5 protein-coding genes and 1 pseudogene are annotated in these 22147 nt (G+C 40.5%); 3 read left to right on the forward strand and 3 right to left on the reverse strand.

Annotation, left to right across the window (positions count from 1 at the left end):
* The 3 genes and pseudogenes from VB711_RS15890 to VB711_RS15900 all read right to left on the reverse strand — a co-directional run.
* Window positions 1-407, reverse strand: a pseudogene (locus VB711_RS15890) (hypothetical protein); the annotation flags it as partial.
* 45 nt (window positions 408-452) lie between these two features.
* On the reverse strand, window positions 453-1760 hold the full coding sequence (locus tag VB711_RS15895) for an MFS transporter (protein ID WP_323287117.1): 1308 nt from the start codon (window positions 1758-1760) through the stop codon (window positions 453-455).
* Between the two features lie 60 nt (window positions 1761-1820).
* Window positions 1821-4364, reverse strand: a complete 2544-nt coding sequence (locus VB711_RS15900; RefSeq protein WP_323287118.1) for a TonB-dependent siderophore receptor — start codon at window positions 4362-4364, stop codon at window positions 1821-1823.
* A 599-nt stretch (window positions 4365-4963) separates the two neighbouring features.
* Between VB711_RS15900 and VB711_RS15905 the strand changes: the two genes are divergently transcribed.
* Genes VB711_RS15905 through VB711_RS15915 form a run of 3 tightly spaced genes read left to right on the forward strand, consistent with a single transcriptional unit; the run spans window position 4964 to window position 22073 of the window.
* Window positions 4964-7081, forward strand: a complete 2118-nt coding sequence (locus VB711_RS15905) for an AMP-binding protein (protein WP_323287119.1) — start codon at window positions 4964-4966, stop codon at window positions 7079-7081.
* 54 nt (window positions 7082-7135) lie between these two features.
* Entirely contained in the window at window positions 7136-14638 is a 7503-nt protein-coding gene (locus VB711_RS15910) for an SDR family NAD(P)-dependent oxidoreductase (protein ID WP_323287121.1), read from the forward strand.
* A gap of 46 nt (window positions 14639-14684) precedes the next feature.
* A complete protein-coding gene (locus VB711_RS15915) occupies window positions 14685-22073 on the forward strand; it encodes an SDR family NAD(P)-dependent oxidoreductase (RefSeq protein WP_323287122.1) in 7389 nt (2462 codons plus the stop codon).
* Window positions 22074-22147: the final 74 nt, after the last annotated feature.

The following is a 22147-nucleotide window of genomic DNA, read 5'->3' on the forward strand; positions in this document are numbered from 1 at the left end:
GGATCATTGACTGGTGGAACTTGACTAGCATTGTCGTAGAAATTAACTGTTACCGCACTGAAACTCGGATCAACTGTATACGCTGCATCAGGTTGTAGAGTGTAAATTACGCTTTGTTCACCTTCTGGATTCCCATCTGCAAAAATAGGTACACTGACAGTCGCAACTTGGGATCTAATGTTAAAGTAGAAGCCTGTAAAATCAAAATCTCCTTGTGGAACATCTCCACCAGAGAAACTGATTGCAAATAAATCTAGTTGAGTTAAAGATTGTGCAATATTGCCTTTTAGATAAACTCTAATCCCTGCTGCTGGTGGCGCTTCACTTAACTCAAATCTGAACGTAAGTGTAGTACCTTCAGTCTCTATTAGGGTTGTAGTATTGGTGGTAAATTTGATTGTGGTCATAATTAATTAGTTTGTGACGAATGAGTTAATTTGAAGGTTGAATATTTAAAGTTGGGAACTTTCTGGAATTTTGGTATCTGGAATTAGATCTTCTACTTGTCGCAAAGTACGCCAGGTGTAACCAAAGATTCCTACTAAGACTGTGCAGAGGGTCATGCTGACAAATAGTAAGGTCATGCCTGCACCAGCCCCAGTCCCAAAGATATGTCCGAAAATCGGGGCTAAACTGCCCGTAGGACGCATGGCAGGTTCAAATACTCGATCTGCAAGGAAACCGGCAATTAAGGGGGTAATGGCGGCTACGGTTACGCCTATGAGTTGATCTGCGGCTAGGACTCGTCCTTGTAAGCCTGGGGGAATTTTGGCATACCATATAGCGTTGCTGGAACTGTAGAACAGGGGAATGAGTGTAGATGAGAGAAAGTGGGCTACCATCCACACTGGTACTGTTTGCCCTAGTCCGATCAGGCTTCGGAAAATACCGTGGCCGATGAAACCGAGTAACATTCCGTTAATGCGGCGATGGAAACCTCCCCAAATACCCAGGGTTAATGCCCCGATGACACCCCCAATACCCGCAGCCGTGGTGACAGTGCCGAGAATTTCTGAGTTGCCGCCTGTTCGGGCTAGAATCATGGGGCTATAAAGGACTTTACTGATATCGTTGGGGATGGCAAATAATGTGAAGGCGATCGCCATCGCGGTTAATGATGGATTTGCCCAAATATAACGAAATCCAAAGGTGAGTTTTTTCCACAGGTTCTCAGTATTATCATTGTGAATTTGAGCGATCGCTGGCTGGGGAATTTTGACGATTAGTAAGGTGATAAAGGCCGCCGCAAAGGTTGTTAAGTCAATCCAGAAGATACTTTGCATCCCTAAACGTGGATAGATAAACCCGGCTAGGGCGGGAGAAAATATCGCTGCACTGTAGTTAACCGCAGAACCTAAACTTTCTGCACGGGTGTATTGTTCTTTGGGAACTAATAAGGAAATGGAGGCGGAATAGGCGAGAACTTGTAATTGTCCAAAGCCACCGTACAGCATGACAATTATGTATAAATGCCACACCTGTAGTTGTTGGTTAAGATATAGGAGGGCGATCGCTAGAGTACACAACATGGCCACAACTTCTGCCAAAATCATCAGGAAGCGACGATTAAACCTATCTACTGCAATACCGGCAAAGGTGGTAATCAGTATTTTTGGCAGTTGGGCAAAGAAACCCACTAAGGCCAAAGCTGTCGCTGAACCAGTTTTGTCCCATACCCAAATTGTTAGGGCAAAAACTGTCATAAAGCTGCCGATGGTAGATACTATCTGTCCTATCCAGATGATTAAAAAGGTTCGCATTATGGCAATGTGTTTAGGGGGATTTTGTTTCACGCAGAGGCGCAGAGAACGCAGAGAGGTTTAAAATTCAACGGAGATGCTACCTGTTAAGGTGAAGGGCGCACCTGGAACTATCCGCACAATGTCCCGCGCACCTTCGTAGTAATTTTCGTCTAATAGGTTTTGAATGTTGATGGCGGCACGGAATTTATCACGACGGTAGAAGATGGACGCATCTGTGCGCCAGTAACTAGGTAAGGTGAAGGTGTTGCGTAAGTCTCCTTGCCGTTCTCCTTGGGTGAAGACACCTAAACCCATCCCTAAACCTTTGAGGTTTCCAGATTGCAGTTCGTAGGTACTCCACAAACCAAAGGCGTTTTTGGGAACGTTTTGTAATTGCTTACCATCAAATTCGGCGCGGCTATCTTCGGTAATTTCTGTGTCTGTATAGGCGTAACTGGCTGTCAAGTTCCAACCAGGGAGTATTTCACCAGCTACGTCTAGTTCTATACCTTGGCTGCGTTGTTTGCCGATTTGAATCTGCGATAGGGGTTCGCTTAATCCTTGGGCTGCAACGTTGGTTCGTTCTAGATTATAAAATGCTAAAGTGGTGGAGAGGCGATCGCCTAATAAATTTGCCTTCAATCCTATTTCATATTGAGTTCCTTTTTCTGGTTCAAAGGGTTCACCAACTGTCGTTATTCCTGTGTCTACATCTAATACCCTGGTTCTCCCAACAACGGGCGTAAATGATTTACTGTAACTACCATATAAAGAAAGGTTTTCACTAGGTTTGTAAACAAGACCGACACGAGGACTAAACACTGTATCGCTACGTTCATAACTTTCTGCTGACGATAACAAATCTTCATAGTTTTGGTTAGCAAAATCCAAACGTCCACCCAATACTAAAATAATATTCTTCGATAGGGAAATTTGGTCTTGAGCATAAATCCCAATAGAATTTTTCTGTGTATTAGTATTACCAAAAGGAATCGCAAATGATGAAACACTCTCAGGACGATAGACGGGATTGAAAATATCAATAGCACTGAGTTGTCTAAAATCCAATCTATCTTTCGTTTGCTCTGTAGCAACTTCCACACCAAACAATAAACTATGTTCAATGTTACCCGTCCTGAATTTACCTAAAAGGCTATTATTAAAGGTTAAACTGGTTGTACTAGAAGGATTTTCTATTAAAAAGCGTCGAATTGTACGACCATCTGCATTTAATCCATCTGATGTAGCAGTGTTAGAAATAGGCGTTACTCCAGTATTTTCAGGAATATCTAAAAAAGCTGTAGAAAGTTCGCTTTTTATTTTCCAAATATCATTCAACCGATGGTCTAATTGATAGCCTAAACGAGTGACTAAGGACTCACTTTTAGATAACGATGGTTCACCTAAGTTAGCATCCCGTGAAACTCTACCATTAGGGTTAGAAATAACTGTTCCAGAAGCTGGTAAATCCGGTGCTGTCTCAAAGCTGCGGTATTTTAGATATTCTAAACTAGCTATTAAGGTTGTATCTTTGTTACTAATTAATCTGACCACGGGAGCGATAAAGAAAGATTCACTATTCTCAAATTTTTTGAAGCTTTCAGCAGTTTGATAAGCAGCGTTTAAACGATAAGCAATACCATCTTGATCTAAGGGTCCAGAAAAGTCAAGTGTAGAACGATGTAACCCAAATTCACCTACTTTATATTCTAAGGCATAATATGGTGTATCTAAAGGTTGTTTGGTTACTAAGTTCACTACTCCACCCAAATCACCTTGTCCAAACAGTACGGAAGCTGGTCCTTTAAGAACTTCGACTCTTTCAACGTTACCAATTTCACTACTATAGCGTAAGCTATCATCCCGCAAACCGTTACGCAACAGGTTACGAGATTCAAACCCACGAATTACAGGAGTTAACGCTGGCGCTTGAGAAGAGGTACGTCCAGAGGATGCGCTGCTAGTGTTTTTTAGGACTTCTCCAAGACTTCGTACACCTTGATCTTTGATCACTTCTTGGGGTATGACTTGAATGGCTTGGGGTACGTCAATTAGTGGAGTATCGGTGCGAGTACCAACTGAGGAATTAGGAATTTGATAGGTTGGTCGAAATTGATCCCCGACAACAGTGATTTCGATGGGTTCATCTTCTTCTGGAGTTGGAGTTTCTGGAGTTGGGTTTTCTGAAGTTGTGGGAGGTGGAGTTTGACTAATAGTAGTTAAAGGAATACTAACAATAAATTCTTGTCCATCTTGACGGAGATCAGCTTTAGGAACTGTACTGACACCAGTGATCTCAATTTGAATCGTATTCGGGTCAGACTGTTCGATAAAAATTTCAGCAATACCAGGGATGGGATCATTGGCAATTATAGGCGATTTTCCTTGCACCAATTGAAGTTGAGCATTGGTAATAATGATAATTAGAGTATTCTCTTCAGTGGTGGTTTCAGTGTTGAGAGATATTCCCGGTGGGGTTTTTAAAACCACTTCTAAACCTTGATCTGTATCATAGAGTTCTATTGCTGTTACAGGAACAGGAGTAGCCCAAACCGGTTGGGATACTAAAACAGTGATGATACTAGCAACACTAATATAGGGTTGCCAAGAATTCCATGCCATAGATATAGATTTTCCTAATTTAACTGGTGGTGGACTTTAGGAGATAAAAGATATACATCCTAAAATTAAGTATGAAAGCATGAGGTTCAATTAAGGTTGCTCATTGCTATAAAATTATTGAGAAAGTTTATTGAAAATACTATAACTTAGATTAGAGTAGTTTTTTTGTAAAAAATTATGTTTTTATTTGCTGTAAGCAGATCATTTCCATAAAAAGGATTTGTGGACTGCTAGTAAAATCGTCGAAAATCAGTTACACTAACTGAAAGTGAAATAATCTCTACTTAGTCATAACTTGTGTAATTAGCTATCTTTTATACTGGTGATAACGGAGATTTGAACTTTTACAAGATTACGAAAACCCTATTTTGTAAGGGTTTAGCAGTGCTAAGACTCTATCTGTACAATCAGACGATTGATCTATTTTAAGTATAGAGTAGGTCAAAACTCTTGATCTTAGCGTCTTCCCTCTATTGCGAATTTGCGCTAAAACCAGTTCATACTTCAATATATATAACCTCATCAAGTGCAGTTCAAAAGTGCAAATTTTGTACAAACACTTTTAGTTAATTCCATTCCTCAAGGGGAATTAGTGCAGAATGATTAAACAACAACGAGAACTATTATCAATAAAATTAGTCCATCCTCTAACACTTGTGGATATTTTACGGGCATGGACGCAAGAACGCGGTGACTCTCTAGGGTTTTATTTTTTACAAGATAGCAAACAAGAGAATCTTACTTATGGAGATTTAGACCAGAAAGCACGCGCAATATCAATACATTTACAAGCAATGCACTGGCAAGGAGAGCGTATACTATTAATGTATCCGCCAGGTTTAGAATTGATTGCAGCGATCATGGGTTGCTTTTATGCTGGTGTCGTTGCAGTTCCCGTTTATCCGCCACGTCGTAATCAGAACATGACGAGACTGTTGGCAATTGCTAAAAATGCCCAGCCCAAGGGAATTTTAACCACAGTATTCTTAGAACAATCTTTGGCGGAGGTAGCTAAAAATACTACAATTGAAGCTCTGCCTAAAGTCGCTACAGATGCCATAATCTTATCTTTCGGTGAAGCTTGGCAAAATCCTCGACTCACAGCCGATAGTCTGGCTTTACTACAATATACTTCTGGTTCGACCGGCACACCCAAAGGCGTGATGCTGAGTCATGGTAATTTGCTGCATAATTTAGGGCAAATTTATCAACGTTTTGGACATTCTGCTCATACTCACGTTGTCAGTTGGTTGCCACCTTATCATGACATGGGTTTGATAGGGGGAATTTTGCAGCCTTTGTATGGTGGTTTCCCTGTCACCTTGATGTCTCCCGTCGCTTTTCTACAAAAACCCCTACGTTGGTTGCAAGCAATTTCTCAAACTCATGCTACCACTAGCGGCGCACCCAATTTCGCCTATGAAATGTGTGTCCGCAATATTCGTTTAGAGGAGTGTCAAGATTTGGATTTGAATAGTTGGGAGTTAGCGTTTACAGGTGCAGAACCAATTCGTCGGGATACACTGGAAAGATTTGCTACGGTTTTTTCTCCCTATGGATTTAATAAAGAAGCGTTTTATCCTTGCTACGGTTTAGCTGAGGCAACTTTATTCGTTACTGGTAAAACTAAGGAAGATACAGTATTAAATAAAACTACTAAAACTTTGGTCAGTTGTGGTTCTCCCAGTGACGACCAAACTGTAATTATAGTTGATCCCGAATCTCGAAAACCTTGTACAGCAGGGGAAGAAGGGGAAATTTGGATAAAAGGTGCAAGTGTCGCCCAGGGTTATTGGCAACGTACCGAGGAAACAGAAGCAACTTTTCAAGCTACTTTAGCATTGGGAGGTGGTAGTTTTTTACGCACGGGCGACTTGGGGTATTTACGCTCAGGTGAGTTGTTTGTCACGGGCAGAATTAAAGATGTAATCATCATTCGGGGGCAAAACTACTATCCTCACGATATTGAAGCAACTGTAGCTAAAAGTCATCCGGCTTTAAGTGCGTTCTGGGGTGCGGCGTTTACTGTGGAAGTGGACGGGGAGGAACGGTTGGTAGTTGTTCAGGAAGTTGAGCGTAGTAGTTGGCGTAAGCTCGATCAAGATGGTATAATTAGGGCGATTCGGGGGGCTATTTCCCTGGAGTTTGGTTTGCAGGTGTATGGGATATGTCTGTTGAAGCCTAGTAGTATTCCTAAGACTTCTAGTGGGAAGGTACAGCGTTACGTTTGTCGGGAGGGGTTTGTTGGTGGGGGGTTGGATGTGGTGTTTAGGTGGGAATTGGCTCACGCAGAGGCGCAGAGGCGCAGAGAGGAGAATTGTCAGCAATTTACACCACCAAGAATAGATTTACCAGCAGTTAATACATCCTCAGAAATTCAAACCTGGTTGAAAACTTGGATTTCTCAAAAACTGCAACAACCAATTTACACTATAGATGTAAATAAAGCCTTTGCTGAATACGGTTTGGATTCCGTCACAGCAATAGAACTAACCCAAGATTTACAAGAATGGTTAAATATTTCCCAACCCTTAGATGTCACTATCGCTTGGAATTTTCCCACCATTACCGCTTTAGCTAACTACCTGGGAGAACTTTCCATAGAAAATCCTGCACCTTCTCAAAATAGCAACTTAGATAATTTATCTACTACAGATATAGCACAACTATTAAGCCAAGAAATAGCGATCGCACGTCACCGAAAACCACACTCTTGATTTCTCTCCGCGCCTCTGCGTCTCTGCGTGAAAAAATAACCTTAATCATTGTTTATGATCAACTCACCCAACTACCAAACATTACTCAAAGACGCGCTTTTAGAAATGCGACAACTGCGAGCCGAAATAACCGCTTTAGAAGCACAACAAACTGAACCTATAGCTATTATTGGCATGGCTTGTCGTTTTCCTGGTAGTGCGAACAACCCGGAAGCATTTTGGCAATTATTACAGAATGGTGTGAATGCAGTTGCAGAAATTCCTTCCCAACGTTGGGATGTGTTAAATTACTATGATCAAAATCTCGATATACCAGGGAAAATGTACACCCGCTACGGTCATTTTATCGACAAAGTAGACGAATTTGATCCTCAATTTTTTGGGATTTCTCCCCGCGAAGCCGCAGCAATTGATCCCCAACAAAGGCTATTATTAGAAGTTAGTTACGAAGCCTTAGAACGAGCCGGACAATCAACCCAAAAACTCAAAGGTAGCAAGACATCAGTATATATTGGACTGTGTTTTGATGACTACGCCAAATATAGCGTTTCCCCTCCCACCCGCATTGATGCTTTCAGCAGTTTGGGTAACACTCGCAGCATTGCCGCCGGACGCATTGCCTATGTGTTAGGATTACAAGGTACGGTGATGCAGCTAGATACAACCTGTTCCTCCTCCTTGCTGGGGGTACATTTAGCTTGTCAAAGTTTGCGGAGTTGTGAGTCTGACATGGCTTTAGCGGGAGGGGTGAATTTAATTTTAGCCCCAGAACCGATGATAGGCCTTTGTAAATTGCAAGCTTTAGCAGTTGATGGACGTTGCAAAACCTTAGATGCGGCGGCGGATGGTTACGGAAGGGGAGAAGGATGTGGTATAGTGGTATTGAAAAAATTGCGGGATGCGATCGCTAATCATGACCCTATCTTAGCAGTGATTCGCGGTTCGGCAGTCAATCACGACGGTAGCAGCAACGGTTTAACAGCCCCCAACGGCACAGCACAAGAAGCCGTCATTCGTCAAGCTTTGCAAAATGCCCAAATAGAACCACAACAAGTCCAGTATAGCGAACTCCACGGTACAGGAACAGTTCTCGGCGACCCCATCGAAGTTTTAGCTTTAACAAAGGTATTAGGTGAAGGTAGAAATAAAAATCAACCCTTATCCATTGGTTCGGTGAAAACCAACATCGGACATTTAGAAAGTGCAGCCGGTGTTGCGGGCTTAATCAAAGTAATTTTAGCACTTCAACATCAACAAATTCCTGCCCATCTCCACTTTCAAAAACCAAACCCCTACATACCTTGGGAAAAATTATCTGTTCAAGTCCCCACTCAGTTAACTCCGTGGTATGGTGAAAATGGTAAACGAATTGCGGGTATTAGTTCCTTCGGGATGAGTGGGACGAATGTACATTTAATATTAGAAGATTTTACCCCTGTTCAAAATTACCAGAAATCAGAGAAATATAACTTACTAACCATATCTGCTAAAACCCCCCAAGCATTGCGGGGACTGGTAGAAGAATATATTAAATACTTTGGATCTGAACCAGAGAGTAACATTGCTGATATTTGTTTTACTTCTCATATTGGGCGATCGCACTTCGTTCATCGTTTAGCGATAGCTATCAATTCTGATTATACAGCTTATCAGCAATTATTGAATTATTCAAAATCAACCCCAGAAATATTTTCCAGTCCAGTAGTTATCCAAAATCAGCCCAAAATTGCCTTTCTCTTCACCGGACAAGGTAGCCAGTATCTTAACATGGGTAGGGAACTCTACGAAAACCAACCCTACTTTCACCAACAAGTTGATAAATGTTGTGAATTATTATATCCCTACTTGGGTTTAGATTTGCGTGCGATTTTATTTGCAGAAGAAGCGAATACTTCTTTAAACCAAACCATCTACACCCAACCGGCATTATTTGTTTTAGAATACGCATTAACTCAACTGTGGCTACATTGGGGAATTACACCGGACTTTCTCATAGGACATAGTTTAGGGGAATATGTAGCAGCTTGTATTGCAGGTGTTTTCAGTTTAGCAGACGCACTCAAATTAATTCCTAACCGCGCCCGTTTGATGCAACAATTGCCTGAAAATGGCAAAATGTTAGCTGTTGCTACATCAATTACAGAAATTAAAACATATCTCCAACAATATTCTCAAAAAATTGCCATTGCGGCTATCAATTCCCCAGATAATATAGTAATTTCCGGTGAACAGACAGCAATTGAACAACTTGCAGAAAATCTGCAAAATCAAGGAATCAAAACTACTCCCTTATCAGTTTTCCATGCTTTCCATTCTCCCTTAATGGAGACAATGGTAGAGGAATTTAGAGAAGTAGCTGAAAGTATTAATTTTTATCCACCAAAAACGCCGATAATTTCTAACATCACAGGTAAAGTTATTGATACAGAAATTGCAAACGCTGATTATTGGTGTAATCACATTTTACAACCCGTACAATTTGCGGTGGGTATAGAAACATTAACCAAAGAGAATTGCGAAATCTTTTTAGAAATTGGAGTCAAACCCACCTTATTAAATATAGCTAAAACCTGTGTAAACGAAACAGAAAATTATTCCTGGTTGCCCAGTTTACGTCCTGGACAAAGTGATATACAAACAATCTTATCTAGCCTCGCATCATTATATATGCAAGGTCTGGATATCAACTGGGAAAACTTCAACGACAACCAACCACATCAACGAGTAATTTTACCAACATATTCATTTCAACGCCAGAAATTTTGGGTAGATAAACTTGAATTTACCCCACACTCCCCAACTTCTAACCTACATCCTTTATTGGGACAAAAATTACAACTAGCAAAATCCGAGAAAATATATTTCCAAAGTCAAATCTCTCGAAATAACCCAGACTTCTTACAGCAACATCAAGTTTTTGATAAAATCATAATGCCAGCCGCAGGCTATATAGAAATAGCAATCGCAGCCGCAACACAAATATTTAAATCTGACTCCTACAACCTGCAAAACATCCAAATCATCCAACCCTTAACCACCACCAACGAAACCACCCTCCAACTAATCCTTACCCCATTAGAAAAACAAACCTACCAATTTGAAATCCTCTCTCTCTGCGCCTCTGCGCCTCTGCGTGAGACAACCCACGTCACCGGAACCATCCAAACATCCCCACCCCCTCCAGATTCCCCCCAAATCCCAACAACCTGCACCCAAAAAATCGACCCCACCACCTACTACCAAACCTGCGAAAAAGTAGGAATACAATACGGAAAATCCTTCCAAGCAATTCAACAACTTTGGCGAGGAGAAAACCAAGCATTAGGCGAAATCAAACTATCACCAGAAATTGACACAACACCTTATCAAATTCACCCCATAATACTAGACGCTTGCTTACAAGTAATGGGAGCAATTTTCCTCGACTCCCAACCACCAACAGCTTACCTACCCGTAGCCATAGAACAATTCCAATGGTATGGAGAAAAATATCAAACTCACCTTTGGAGTTATGTTAAATTGCGAGAAAAATATATCGCTGATATTCAAATATTCAATGCTGATAATAAACTAATCGGCACTATCAATGGCTTGAAAATTCAACCAGTCAAACAATTAAATAACTGGAATGATTGGTTATATAGTATTGAATGGCAAGAAAAACCTCTTATAAATAATCGCTTACTAATTCCTACTACAAACTCATCAATATTAAATCAGTCAGACTTATACCAATTCTGTATAAAGATGCGCTCAATTTCAAGAGAAACGAACCACAGAGACACAGAGGACACAGAGAAAGAAAAGACAAGGTTAGGAAATTCGGCGCGGCCTCATCAAGAAATGGTATTAGATAATTACATATCCCTATCATCCCAACTAGAAAAGCTGAGTGTTGCTTGCATCTTAGAGACATTTCAAACACTGCAAATACCATTACCAACTGATGAAAAATTGTCTATAAAAGAAACAATGGAAAAATTTGGTATAGTAACCCAGCATAAAAAACTATATCAACATTTACTGCAAATTCTCCAAACCCAAGAAAACAGAGAAACACCCCCCAGCTTTACCCAATTGCGTCAAACATATCCCAACACCACATCAGAATTAAACTTACTTGAACGCTGTACCAGTAATTTAACAGAAGTTTTGCAAGGAAAAACCGACCCATTACAATTATTGTTTCCCAATGGAGACTTCAGCGACTTAACGCACCTTTACCAAAATTCACCCATAGCCAAAATGATGAATACTTTGGTAAAACAAGCAATTACCACAGCCATAGCCGACATTCCACCAGAACAACCCCTGCGAATTTTGGAAATAGGTGCGGGAACTGGGGGAACAACCGCATATCTCTTACCAGAACTCGCACAGAGAAACATTGAATATTTCTTCACCGACATTTCATCACTATTTCTCAGCAAAGCACAACAACAATTTGCTGATTATTCCTGTGTGCGATATCAATTATTTGATGTCGAAAAACCCCCCGCAACTCAAGGTTTCACAGAAAATAGCTTTGATATCGTCATTGCTGCTAACGTTCTCCACGCCACCCAAGATTTACAGCAAACAGTAATTCACATTAAGCAACTTTTGTCAAGAGGTGGTTTACTAATCTTATTAGAAGGAGTGCAGCCTGTATGGTGGCTAGACTTAATATTTGGACTAACTGAAGGCTGGTGGCGTTTCCAAGATTATACTTTACGTCCCCATCATCCCTTGATTTCCAGCAAACAGTGGCAGAAATTATTAACACAAGAGGGTTTTGAATCTCCAACTCAGTTAAATGAAACCACAGGAAATCAAGCGTTAATTGTCGCTCAGACCCCGGTTATACCAGATAATTGGTTAATTTTAGCAGATAAACAAGGCGTAGGAGAAAAACTTGCCACTCATCTGCAAAACCAAGGTATAACCTGTGATCTAATTTTTGCGGACTCAGAACTTTCCAACCTTCCCACAGCAGCATCACATCTTATCAACCTTTGGGGTTTAGACGTACCCCCACCGGAAGAATTAACCACCGAAGAATTGATAAAACAACAACAGATTCTCTGCGAAAGCCTGTTATATTTGCTACAAAATAACGTGAACCTTTCCCAATGGTGGCTAGTGACTCAGGGTGCAGTAAACACAGGTAAAGATGCTTCTATCAAAGGACTTGCAGCCACAACATTGTGGGGAATTAGTAAAGTAATACAACTAGAACATCCAGAAATCAACTGTCGCTGTTTAGACCTAGACCCAACCCAAACCCCCACACAACAACTAGATATTCTCCTCAAAGAACTCCTAACAAACTCCCCAGAAACACAAATCGCCTGGCGCACCAAAACCCGATACACCGCAAGACTCTCTCCCACTCCTCTCTGCGCCTCTGCGTCTCTGCGTGAAAAAAATCATCGCCTAAGCATCCAACAAAGAGGAACATTAGAAAACCTATCCTTCCAAACAGTTAACCGTCTTTCCCCAAAAAAAGGAGAAATAGAAATCCGCATTCAAGCCACAGGCTTAAACTTCCGCGACATCTTAAACGCCTTAGACTTGTACCCAGGCGAACCAGGAATGTTAGGCTGTGAGTGCGTGGGCGAAATAGTAGCCATTGGTAGAGACGTAGAACATCTGCAAATTGGACAAAGAGTTATGGCTTTAGCCAGTGGTAGCTTTAGCCAGTATGTCACCGTCAAGGCAGACATAACAATCCCCCTACCCCAACACTTAAATATCATAGATGCTGCAACCATACCAGCCGCCTTTCTCACCGCCTTTTACACCCTACACCAACTAGCCAAAATTCGCCCTCGTGACAAAGTTCTCATTCATGTTGCTGCGGGTGGAGTCGGACAAGCAGCGGTTCAAATCGCCCAACAAGCAGGTGCAGAAATATTTGCTACCGCCAGTCCCCAGAAGTGGGAAACGCTGCAAAACTTAGGCGTAACCAATATTTTTAACTCTCGCACTTTAGATTTTACTGAAGAAATTCTCGCCCAAACTCAAGGAGAAGGTGTGGATATCGTCCTCAATTCTCTCCGTGGTGATTTTATCGCTGCGAGTTTAGCTGTTCTCAAACCCCAAGGAAGATTTGTAGAAATTGGCAAAATTGATGTTTGGACAGAGGAACAGGTAAAACAAGTTAAACCAGTTGCAGATTACTTTTTAGTAGATTTATTTGAATTTTGCCACCAACAACCCGAACTGATACAGAATATGTTACAGCAGTTAGTAGAGGAATTTGAGCAACATCGCTTAAAACCTCTAGCTGCAAAAGTATTCCCCATGACTCAAATAGTAGATGCTTTCCGGTATATGCAGCAAGGTAAGCATATTGGGAAAGTGGTAATAGAAGGCAGGAGGCAGGAGGCAGGAGGCAGGAGGAAAGAGTTAGAAGGTAGTAGGCAGGAGGTTGAAATTATTACTTCTGCTTCATCTTTATATCCTCTCAAAGAAAATTGTACTTATTTAATTACAGGCGGTTTGGGTGGTTTAGGTTTACTCGTAGCGGAATGGCTGGTGAAAATGGGGGCTTGTCATCTGCTGCTATTGGGACGAAATGCACCTACAGATGATGCAGTGTCAAGGATTCAGAAATTAGAAACTACAGGTGCGAGAATAGCGATCGCCCAAATAGATGTATCACAAAAAGCAGCATTAAGCAATATCTTGACAGAAATCGAAAACTCTGCATATCCCCTAGCCGGAATTATTCACGGGGCGGGAGTATTGGATGATGGTGCATTATTACAAATGAACTGGGAACGCTTTCAAAAAGTCATGGCGGCCAAAGTCATGGGGGCGTGGAATCTCCATACATTAACCCAACACCTACCTTTAGATTTCTTCGTTTTATTCTCCTCAGCCACCGCCTTATTTGGTTCACCGGGACAAGCAAATCACGTTGCTGCAAACACATTTCTCGATACCCTAGCCCATTATCGAACCAGCAAAGGCTTACCCGCAATGAGTATTAACTGGGGGATTTGGTCAGAAATTGGTTCAGCTATTCAAGCTACAAGCCAAATGGAAGAAAGAGGGATTTTAGCGATCGCACCTGCCGATGGTATTCAAATTTTACAACAACTCATGACCCAAAACTTCACCCAAATTGGAGTAGTACCCATTAATTGGCAAAAATTCCCCATTAACTCACCATTTTTCGAGAGATTTTACCCAACCAACAACCCAGAAACCAGCCAAACACCACCCCCCAAAACAAACTTACTAGAAAAACTATCTCAACTAGATAAACAAGGAGGTTACGAACTACTCGAAACCTATCTCCGGGAACAGATAGCCAAAGTCTTAGGTTTCCCACCCCATCAAATCAACCCAAAAACCGGATTTTTCGACTTAGGAATGGACTCACTCACAGCCATTGAATTTAAAAACCGCCTCCAAACCGACCTAAAAATCACACTTCCCTCAACAATAGCCTTCGACTATCCCAACATTGAAAAATTAGCCCACCACCTCAACAACGAACTACAACCAACCCCAGAACCCTCCACAGCCGAAATCGCCCAACTACTAGCCCAAGCACTCAACTCTTAAAACTCCTCCTCTCTGCGCCTCTGCGCCTCTGCGTGATAAAAAAACCATGACACAAGACTACCGCCCCCTAATGCAAAACGCCCTCAAGCAAATCCAAGACTTGCGGGAAAAACTAAAAGCCCAAACCGAACCCATAGCCATAGTTGGGATGGGCTGTCGCTTCCCTGGCAATGCAGACACCCCCGAAAAACTGTGGCAATTACTACAAAACGGTCACGATGCAATTACGGAAGTTCCGAGCGATCGCTGGAATCTAGAAACCTTCTACCACCACAACCCCGCCACCCCTGGCAAAATGTCCACCCGTTACGGCGGTTTTATTGGACACCTCAAAGAATTTGATGCAGACTTTTTTGGTATCGCCCCAAAAGAAGCCATTTCCCTAGATCCCCAACAACGACTATTATTAGAAGTCACTTGGGAAGCCTTAGAAAATGCCGGTATCTTACCCGAACAACTTACAGATAGCAAAACCGGAGTTTTCATTGGCATGAGTAGCAATGATTACACCACTCACTTATTAAAACGCCCAGTTACAGACATTGATGCTTATTTAGCCACAGGTAATTCCCACAGTACCGCAGCCGGTCGGATTTCCTACATCTTAGGATTCACAGGCCCCTCCCTAGCCGTAGACACCGCCTGTTCCTCCTCCCTAGTCGCCGTACATCTCGCCTGTCAAAGCCTCCGCCAAGGAGAATGTCAACTCGCTGTAGTCGGTGGTGTAAATCGCATCCTCTCCCCAGAATTTACCATTAACTTTTCCCAAGCGGGGATGTTAGCGGCGGACGGACGGTGCAAAACCTTTGATGCAAAAGCAGACGGCTTTGTACGCGCTGAAGGCTGCGGTGTAATTATTTTACAAAGACTATCTGATGCCTTAACGGGTAACAATCCTATATTAGCAGTAATCCGGGGTAGTGCGGTTAACCAAGATGGACGCAGTAGCGGCTTAACAGTTCCCAATGGTGTCTCACAACAGACTGTTATTAGACAAGCTTTAGAAAATGCAACTCTAAAACCAAGTGATATTACTTATATAGAAGCCCACGGAACAGGTACAGCCTTGGGAGATCCCATTGAAATTGGAGCTTTAGGGGCTGTATTTGGCGAAAGTCATCAAAAATCGCCTTTATTAGTAGGTTCACTCAAAACTAACATCGGACACTTAGAAGCTGCTGCGGGAATAGCTGGGTTAATGAAAGTAGTGCTGGCGTTGAAACATGGAGAAATTCCGCCTCATTTGCATTTTGAAAAGCCAAACCCCCATATTTCCTGGGAACAGTTCCCCATTCATATTCCCACCACTTGCACACCTTGGCATGGAAAAAAAATAGCTGGGGTAAGTTCTTTTGGTTTTAGTGGGACTAACGCTCATGTTATTTTAGAATATGCAGAAATTCCCAATCAAAAGAAAGAAAATAATATAGAACGTCCTCTACAAATTTTAACTTTATCAGCTAAAACTGAAACCGCATTAAAACAACTAGCCCAAAGCTATATCAACCATTTCAATGATAATGATTGGGGAGATATTTGTTATAATGCAAATATTGGAAGAAGTCAACTTGAATATCGTTTAGCTATCATTGCCGATTCTCTCACCACAGCCAAAGAAAAATTAAATTGTTTCATCAAAAATGAAGCAACCACAAACATATTTACAACTAAAGTAAATTCTCAACCACGCCCCAAAATTGCCTTCCTTTTTACAGGACAAGGTTCACAATATCAAAACATGGGTTTACAGCTATATCAAACTGAGGCATTTTTTCAAAAAACAATAGATAAATGCTGTAAATTATTATTAGCTAACTCCGGCTTGGACTTACATTCATTATTATTTCAAGAAGACAACGAAAATAATCACAAATTACTTTCCCAAACTCTCTACACTCAACCCGCATTATTCATCCTAGAATACGCACTTTCTCAACTGTGGTTATCCTGGGGAATTAAACCGGATTTCCTGATGGGACATAGCGTTGGTGAATATGTAGCCGCTTGTATTGCTGGAGTTTTCAGTTTAGAAGATGGTTTAAAACTAATTGCTACTCGTGGGCGTTTAATGCAGGAACTACCACCAGGTAAAATGGTAGCAGTAGCAGCCAGCGCATCTCAATTACAAAATCTTCTATTACCTTATAATCAACAAGTTTCCATTGCGGCAATTAACGCACCTAATAATACAGTAATTTCCGGTGAACCTGCTGCTATTGATCAAATTATTGCTGTTTTAACAGCTAAAAATATCCAAACGACACCTTTATCAGTTTCCCATGCTTTCCACTCACCAATGATGGCAGCCATGTTAGGAGAATTTGAGAAAATTGCCCATACTATTAATTTTAATTCTCCGCAATATCCCATTATATCTAATGTCATAGGTAGCTTAATCAATTCAGAAATTGCTACTCCTGAATATTGGTGTAACCACATTCGCCAACCAGTACAGTTCCTTGCTGGAGTTGAAACTCTAATTCAACAAAATTGTAGCATATTTTTGGAAATAGGGGCAAAGCCAACTTTACTAAAAATGGCACATTCTATTACATCCCAAGCAGAAAAATATTTGTGGCTAACAAGCCTAGAACCAAAACAACAAGATTGGCAGGTAATACTATCAAGTATAGCCGCACTTTATGGAAAAGGAGTAAAATTTGATTGGCATGGATTTGAGCAAAATTATCAACGTAACCGTTTAGACTTACCAAATTATCCTTTTCAAAGACAGCATTTTTGGGCAGATATTAAACCAACCAGTAGAAACTATTATTCATCTACAGATAACACAATTCATCCCTTATTAGGACAAAAAATAAACCTATCTAAATCTACTGATATATACTTTGAACAACAACTTGCTACCAATAAACCTGATTATCTGCAAGATCATCAAGTATTTAACCAAATCATCTTACCAGGAACAGCATATTTAGAAATGGCTTTGGCTGCTGGAAAGGAAATATTTAAAGATGATAGGATTTCTATAGAAACAGTTTCCTTCCAAGAAACTTGTATTTTAACTCCAGATATTTCAAAAGTTATACAATTTATTCTGAAGAATAATCATCAATTTGAAATTGTCAGTATAGAACTCACTCTACCCCAAGGAGAGGGAGTAGAAAATGATTGGATAACTCATGCTACCGGTAAAATCAAACTTCACAATAATATTCCTCAAAACCAGCAGATAAATCTTGGAGAATTGCAAAATCAATTTACCCAAATTACAGATATTACTGACTTTTATCAAATCCTGAAACAAGTAGGAATAGATTATGGTGAAACCTTCCAAGCTATTACCCAAATTTGGCATTATGAAAACCAAGCATTAGCAGAAATTCACCTACCATTAGCTTGTAATAGTCGAGATAATTATCAATTTCATCCCATTATTCTCGATGCTTGTTTGCAAACCATAGCAGCAATTTTTTACAGTCAACCTACACCCTCTGTTTACCTACCTATTGGTGTAGATAAATTAGAAATTTATCAACCCATAGAAGAAAGGGTTTGGAGTTTAGTTAAATTACGTCCTCAAGATAAAGCCTCACCTATTTTAATAGCAGATATTCAGGTTTTATCCCCAGCAGGACAAATAATTGCTGTAGTTGAAGGATTGCAACTTAAAAAAATCCAATCATCCAATATTAAAGATTGGCAAAATTGGTTATATGAAATTGAATGGAGAATGCAATCTGTAAATATTACCTCTAATACTTCCCTGACAAATCCAACAGAAATTGCTCAAAAATTAGCGCCTAAATTTACAGAACTATTAGCAACAGAAGAAATTCAAACTTATGCCCAATTTCTACCACAACTAGAAGCATTAAGTCTTTACTATATTTCCCAAGCCTTACAAAATATCGCAGCTTTATCACCAAAAATTACTCCGCAGCATCAGCGATTATATACATACTTACTTTCTCTCATTACAAATCAACGTGAATACGAAAAACCCCAACTTTCCCCAAGCCAACAGCCACAAATAACCGCCGAATTAACTCTAATAGAACGTTGTGGTACAAATTTAGCTAAGGTGTTGCAAGGAGAATGTAATCCTATAGATTTGTTATTTCCCAAGGGAGACTTATCAACCCTTACCCAACTTTATCAAAATTCTCCTGGTGCAAAGGTAATGAATACGTTAGTAGAAAAAGCAATAAATTCAGCTTTAGAAAAATTACCTCCAGGGGAAAAAGTAAGAATTTTAGAAATTGGTGCAGGTACTGGTGGAACAACAGCTTATGTTTTACCTGAACTCGTCAACAAATCTGTAGAATATGTATTCACAGATATTTCACCTGTATTTTTAGCAAAAGCACGTCAGCAATTTTCAGAGTATAACTTCGTTAATTACCAAACTCTAAATATTGAACAACCTTTAAAAAATCAAGATATTAACCTTCAGAGTTTTGATATAGTAATTGCAGCTAACGTTCTACACGCAACTGAAAATTTAAGTCACACAATCACTAATGTTAAATCATTAATCAAAAATCAGGGTTTATTTATTCTTTTAGAAGGGACAGTTCCCAGTATTTGGATAGATTTAATTTTCGGTTTAACTGAAGGTTGGTGGCGTTTTCAAGATCATGATTTACGTCCATATCATCCCCTGATTTCTACTGGTACTTGGCAAAGTTTATTAAAACAACATGGTTTTACCAGCGTTGTGAATATTACTCCTGATTCAGTTCTTCCAGAAGCATTAGCCCAACAAAGTGTAATTGTGGCACAAAATCACACCCCACCCCAACCCTCCCCTTATAAAGGGGAGGGAGAAGAATGCTTGATTATTACAGATTTACCAGAATGGGGAGAAGCTATAATTCAACAATTACCATTTCCATCTTTTACCATCAAACATTCAAATAATATTCAAGAAGTTGTTCATAAATCTATCAAACACATCATTTATATTGCTGGTTGTGAAGACAGTATCAATGAATGTAATAAGATTCTTCACTTAGTCCAAACCTTAATTAAAACCCAACATTACCCCATTAATCTTTGGTTAGTAACTCAAGGCGCTGTTAGTCCCCACACCACCACAGGTTTAAATCAATCTTCTATTTGGGGTATGGGTAAAGTTATTCGTCTAGAACACCCAGAATTAAATTGTCGCTGTGTTGATTTAGATCCCACACAAGAACTATTTACCCAAGTTGAAAACCTTGTTACTGAAATTAACTGTCCTGGAGAAGAAACGCAAATTGCTTTACATAAATCTGGACGCAAAGTAGCTAGACTAACTCGCTGTTCTCTGCAAATTATTCCAGATGAACCTTATCATTTAACTATTACTAAACGTGGTGTGATCACATCTTTAAAATGGCAACCTTCCCCCCGTCGTCAACCCCAATCGGGAGAGGTGGAAATTCAGGTAAAAGCCACCGGATTAAATTTTATTGATGTTCTCGATTCTTTAGGATTACTACCTTTTGAACGTGATTGGTTTGGTGTGGAATGTGCTGGTGAAGTTGTCGCTGTTGGTGAAGGTGTCACACATTTAAATGTAGGTGATGCTGTGGTGGCTTTGGCTGCTGATAGTTTCAGTCAATATGTGACGACTAACGCTAATTATGTAATCAAAAAACCAGATTCTTTAAGTTTTGCTGCTGCTGCGACAATTCCCGCCAATTTCCTAACTGCTGCTTATGCTTTGCGGGAAGTTGCCAAAATTCAACCGGGAAAACGTATCCTCATTCATGCAGCAACTGGGGGAACAGGAATGGCGGCTTTACAAATCGCCCAACAAGCGGGTTTAGAAGTCTTTGCTACAGCTAGTTCTGGAAAATGGGAGACTTTACGCGCTTTAGGTGTGGAATATATTTTTAATTCTCGTACCTTGGATTTTGCCGAGGAAATTCTCGAAATAACTCAGGGGGAAGGGGTGGATATTGTCTTTAATTCCCTGTCTGGTGAATTTATCCCGGCTAGTTTATCGGTACTTAAACCCCAAGGAAAGTTTATCGAAATTGGTAAACGGGGAGTTTGGAATGCACAACAAGTTGCTCAAGTCAAGCCCCAAGTTGCTTATTATTTAGTGGATTTGATGAGTGTTGCTCAACAACAACCCCAAATAATCCAAACTTTGTTACATTGTCTCATGGAAGAGTTCCAAAATGGACAATTATTATCGCTTCCTCAAACCATTTTCTCCACCACTAAAATCGTCGAAGCGTTACAAATGATGCAGCAAGCCCGACATATCGGCAAAATCGTGATTACCCACACACCCACTGAGTCAGTACATCCCCATGCAACCTACTTAATTACAGGGGGAATGGGCGGTTTAGGTTTGCGTGTGGCGCGTTGGTTGGTAGAAAAAGGTTCGAAATATCTTGTACTTTTGGGACGTAACCAGCCAGATATCAGCGCACAGCAACAAATTGAAGCCTTAGAAGCAATAGGGGCTAAAATTATCATAAATCAGGCAGATATTAGCCAAAAAGACCAATTAGCAGCAGTTTTGACAGATATTCAGGATAACCATCCGCCTTTGCGGGGAGTGATACACGCCGCCGGAATTTTAGATGATGGAATTTTACAACAATTAACTCCAGAGCGATCGCACCGGGTCATGAATCCTAAAGTCACAGGTGCTTGGAATCTCCACCAATTAACCAAAAACATCCCCCTAGATTATTTCATCATGTTTTCCTCGGCAGCTTCCCTACTAGGTTCTCCAGGACAAGGGAATCACGTAGCTGCAAATACCTTTCTCGATGCTTTAGCCCAATATCGCCACCATCAGGGATTACCTGCATTGAGTATAAATTGGGGTGTATGGTCTGATATTGGTGCAGCCGCAAAAAGACAAGTTTCTCATCAAATGAGTTCACGGGGTATTGGTGAAATTATTCCCGACCAAGGTATAGATATTTTAGAATTTCTCCTCACCCAATCTTCTCCACAAGTAGGGGTAATTCCTATCAATTGGTCAGAACTTCTCAAGCAAAAATTATCCTCACCTTTCTTTGCAGATTTTTACAACCAAACTTCTGTAACCACTAATGAAAATCAAACTTCCCAATTAATACAGCAAATTCAATCTTTAGGAATAAAAGAACGGATTTCATATTTAAGAACTTACCTACAAACAGAAGTTAGTCGAGTTTTGGGTTCTTTGTCTTCTCAACTTCCAGATGTACAGTTAGGATTTTTTGATATGGGTATGGATTCACTAATGATGGTGGAGTTGCGGAGTCGTCTCGAAACAGGTTTACAGCAAACAATTCCTTCTACAATATTGTTTGAACATCCCACTATCAACGCCTTAGCCGAGTATATTGCTACTGAATTATTATCACCTGTAACTGTCATTCCCACCATAACTGAACAGCAGGATCTTACTTCTGAACAGGGAATTGAAATGTCGATTACAGCAGAATTAACAGCCTTAGAAATTTTGCTGATGTCATAATGAAAGTTGACACCTATTTTAGGACTTGGTGATAGCGTCTTGATCAGATTTAATACTATTATTCTCTTCTTCTA

Origin of the sequence: Cronbergia sp. UHCC 0137, from assembly GCF_034932285.1 — a bacterium.
Lineage (GTDB): Bacteria > Cyanobacteriota > Cyanobacteriia > Cyanobacteriales > Nostocaceae > Cronbergia.

Excerpts from the sequence above, each read along its gene's own strand:
- VB711_RS15895 (WP_323287117.1), bottom strand. The coding sequence starts at position 1,760 with ATGCGAACCTTTTTAATCATCTGGATAGGACAGATAGTATCTACCATC.
- VB711_RS15900 (WP_323287118.1), bottom strand. The coding sequence starts at position 4,364 with ATGGCATGGAATTCTTGGCAACCCTATATTAGTGTTGCTAGTATCATC.
- VB711_RS15905 (WP_323287119.1), top strand. The coding sequence starts at position 4,964 with ATGATTAAACAACAACGAGAACTATTATCAATAAAATTAGTCCATCCT.
- VB711_RS15910 (WP_323287121.1), top strand. The coding sequence starts at position 7,136 with ATGATCAACTCACCCAACTACCAAACATTACTCAAAGACGCGCTTTTA.
- VB711_RS15915 (WP_323287122.1), top strand. The coding sequence starts at position 14,685 with ATGACACAAGACTACCGCCCCCTAATGCAAAACGCCCTCAAGCAAATC.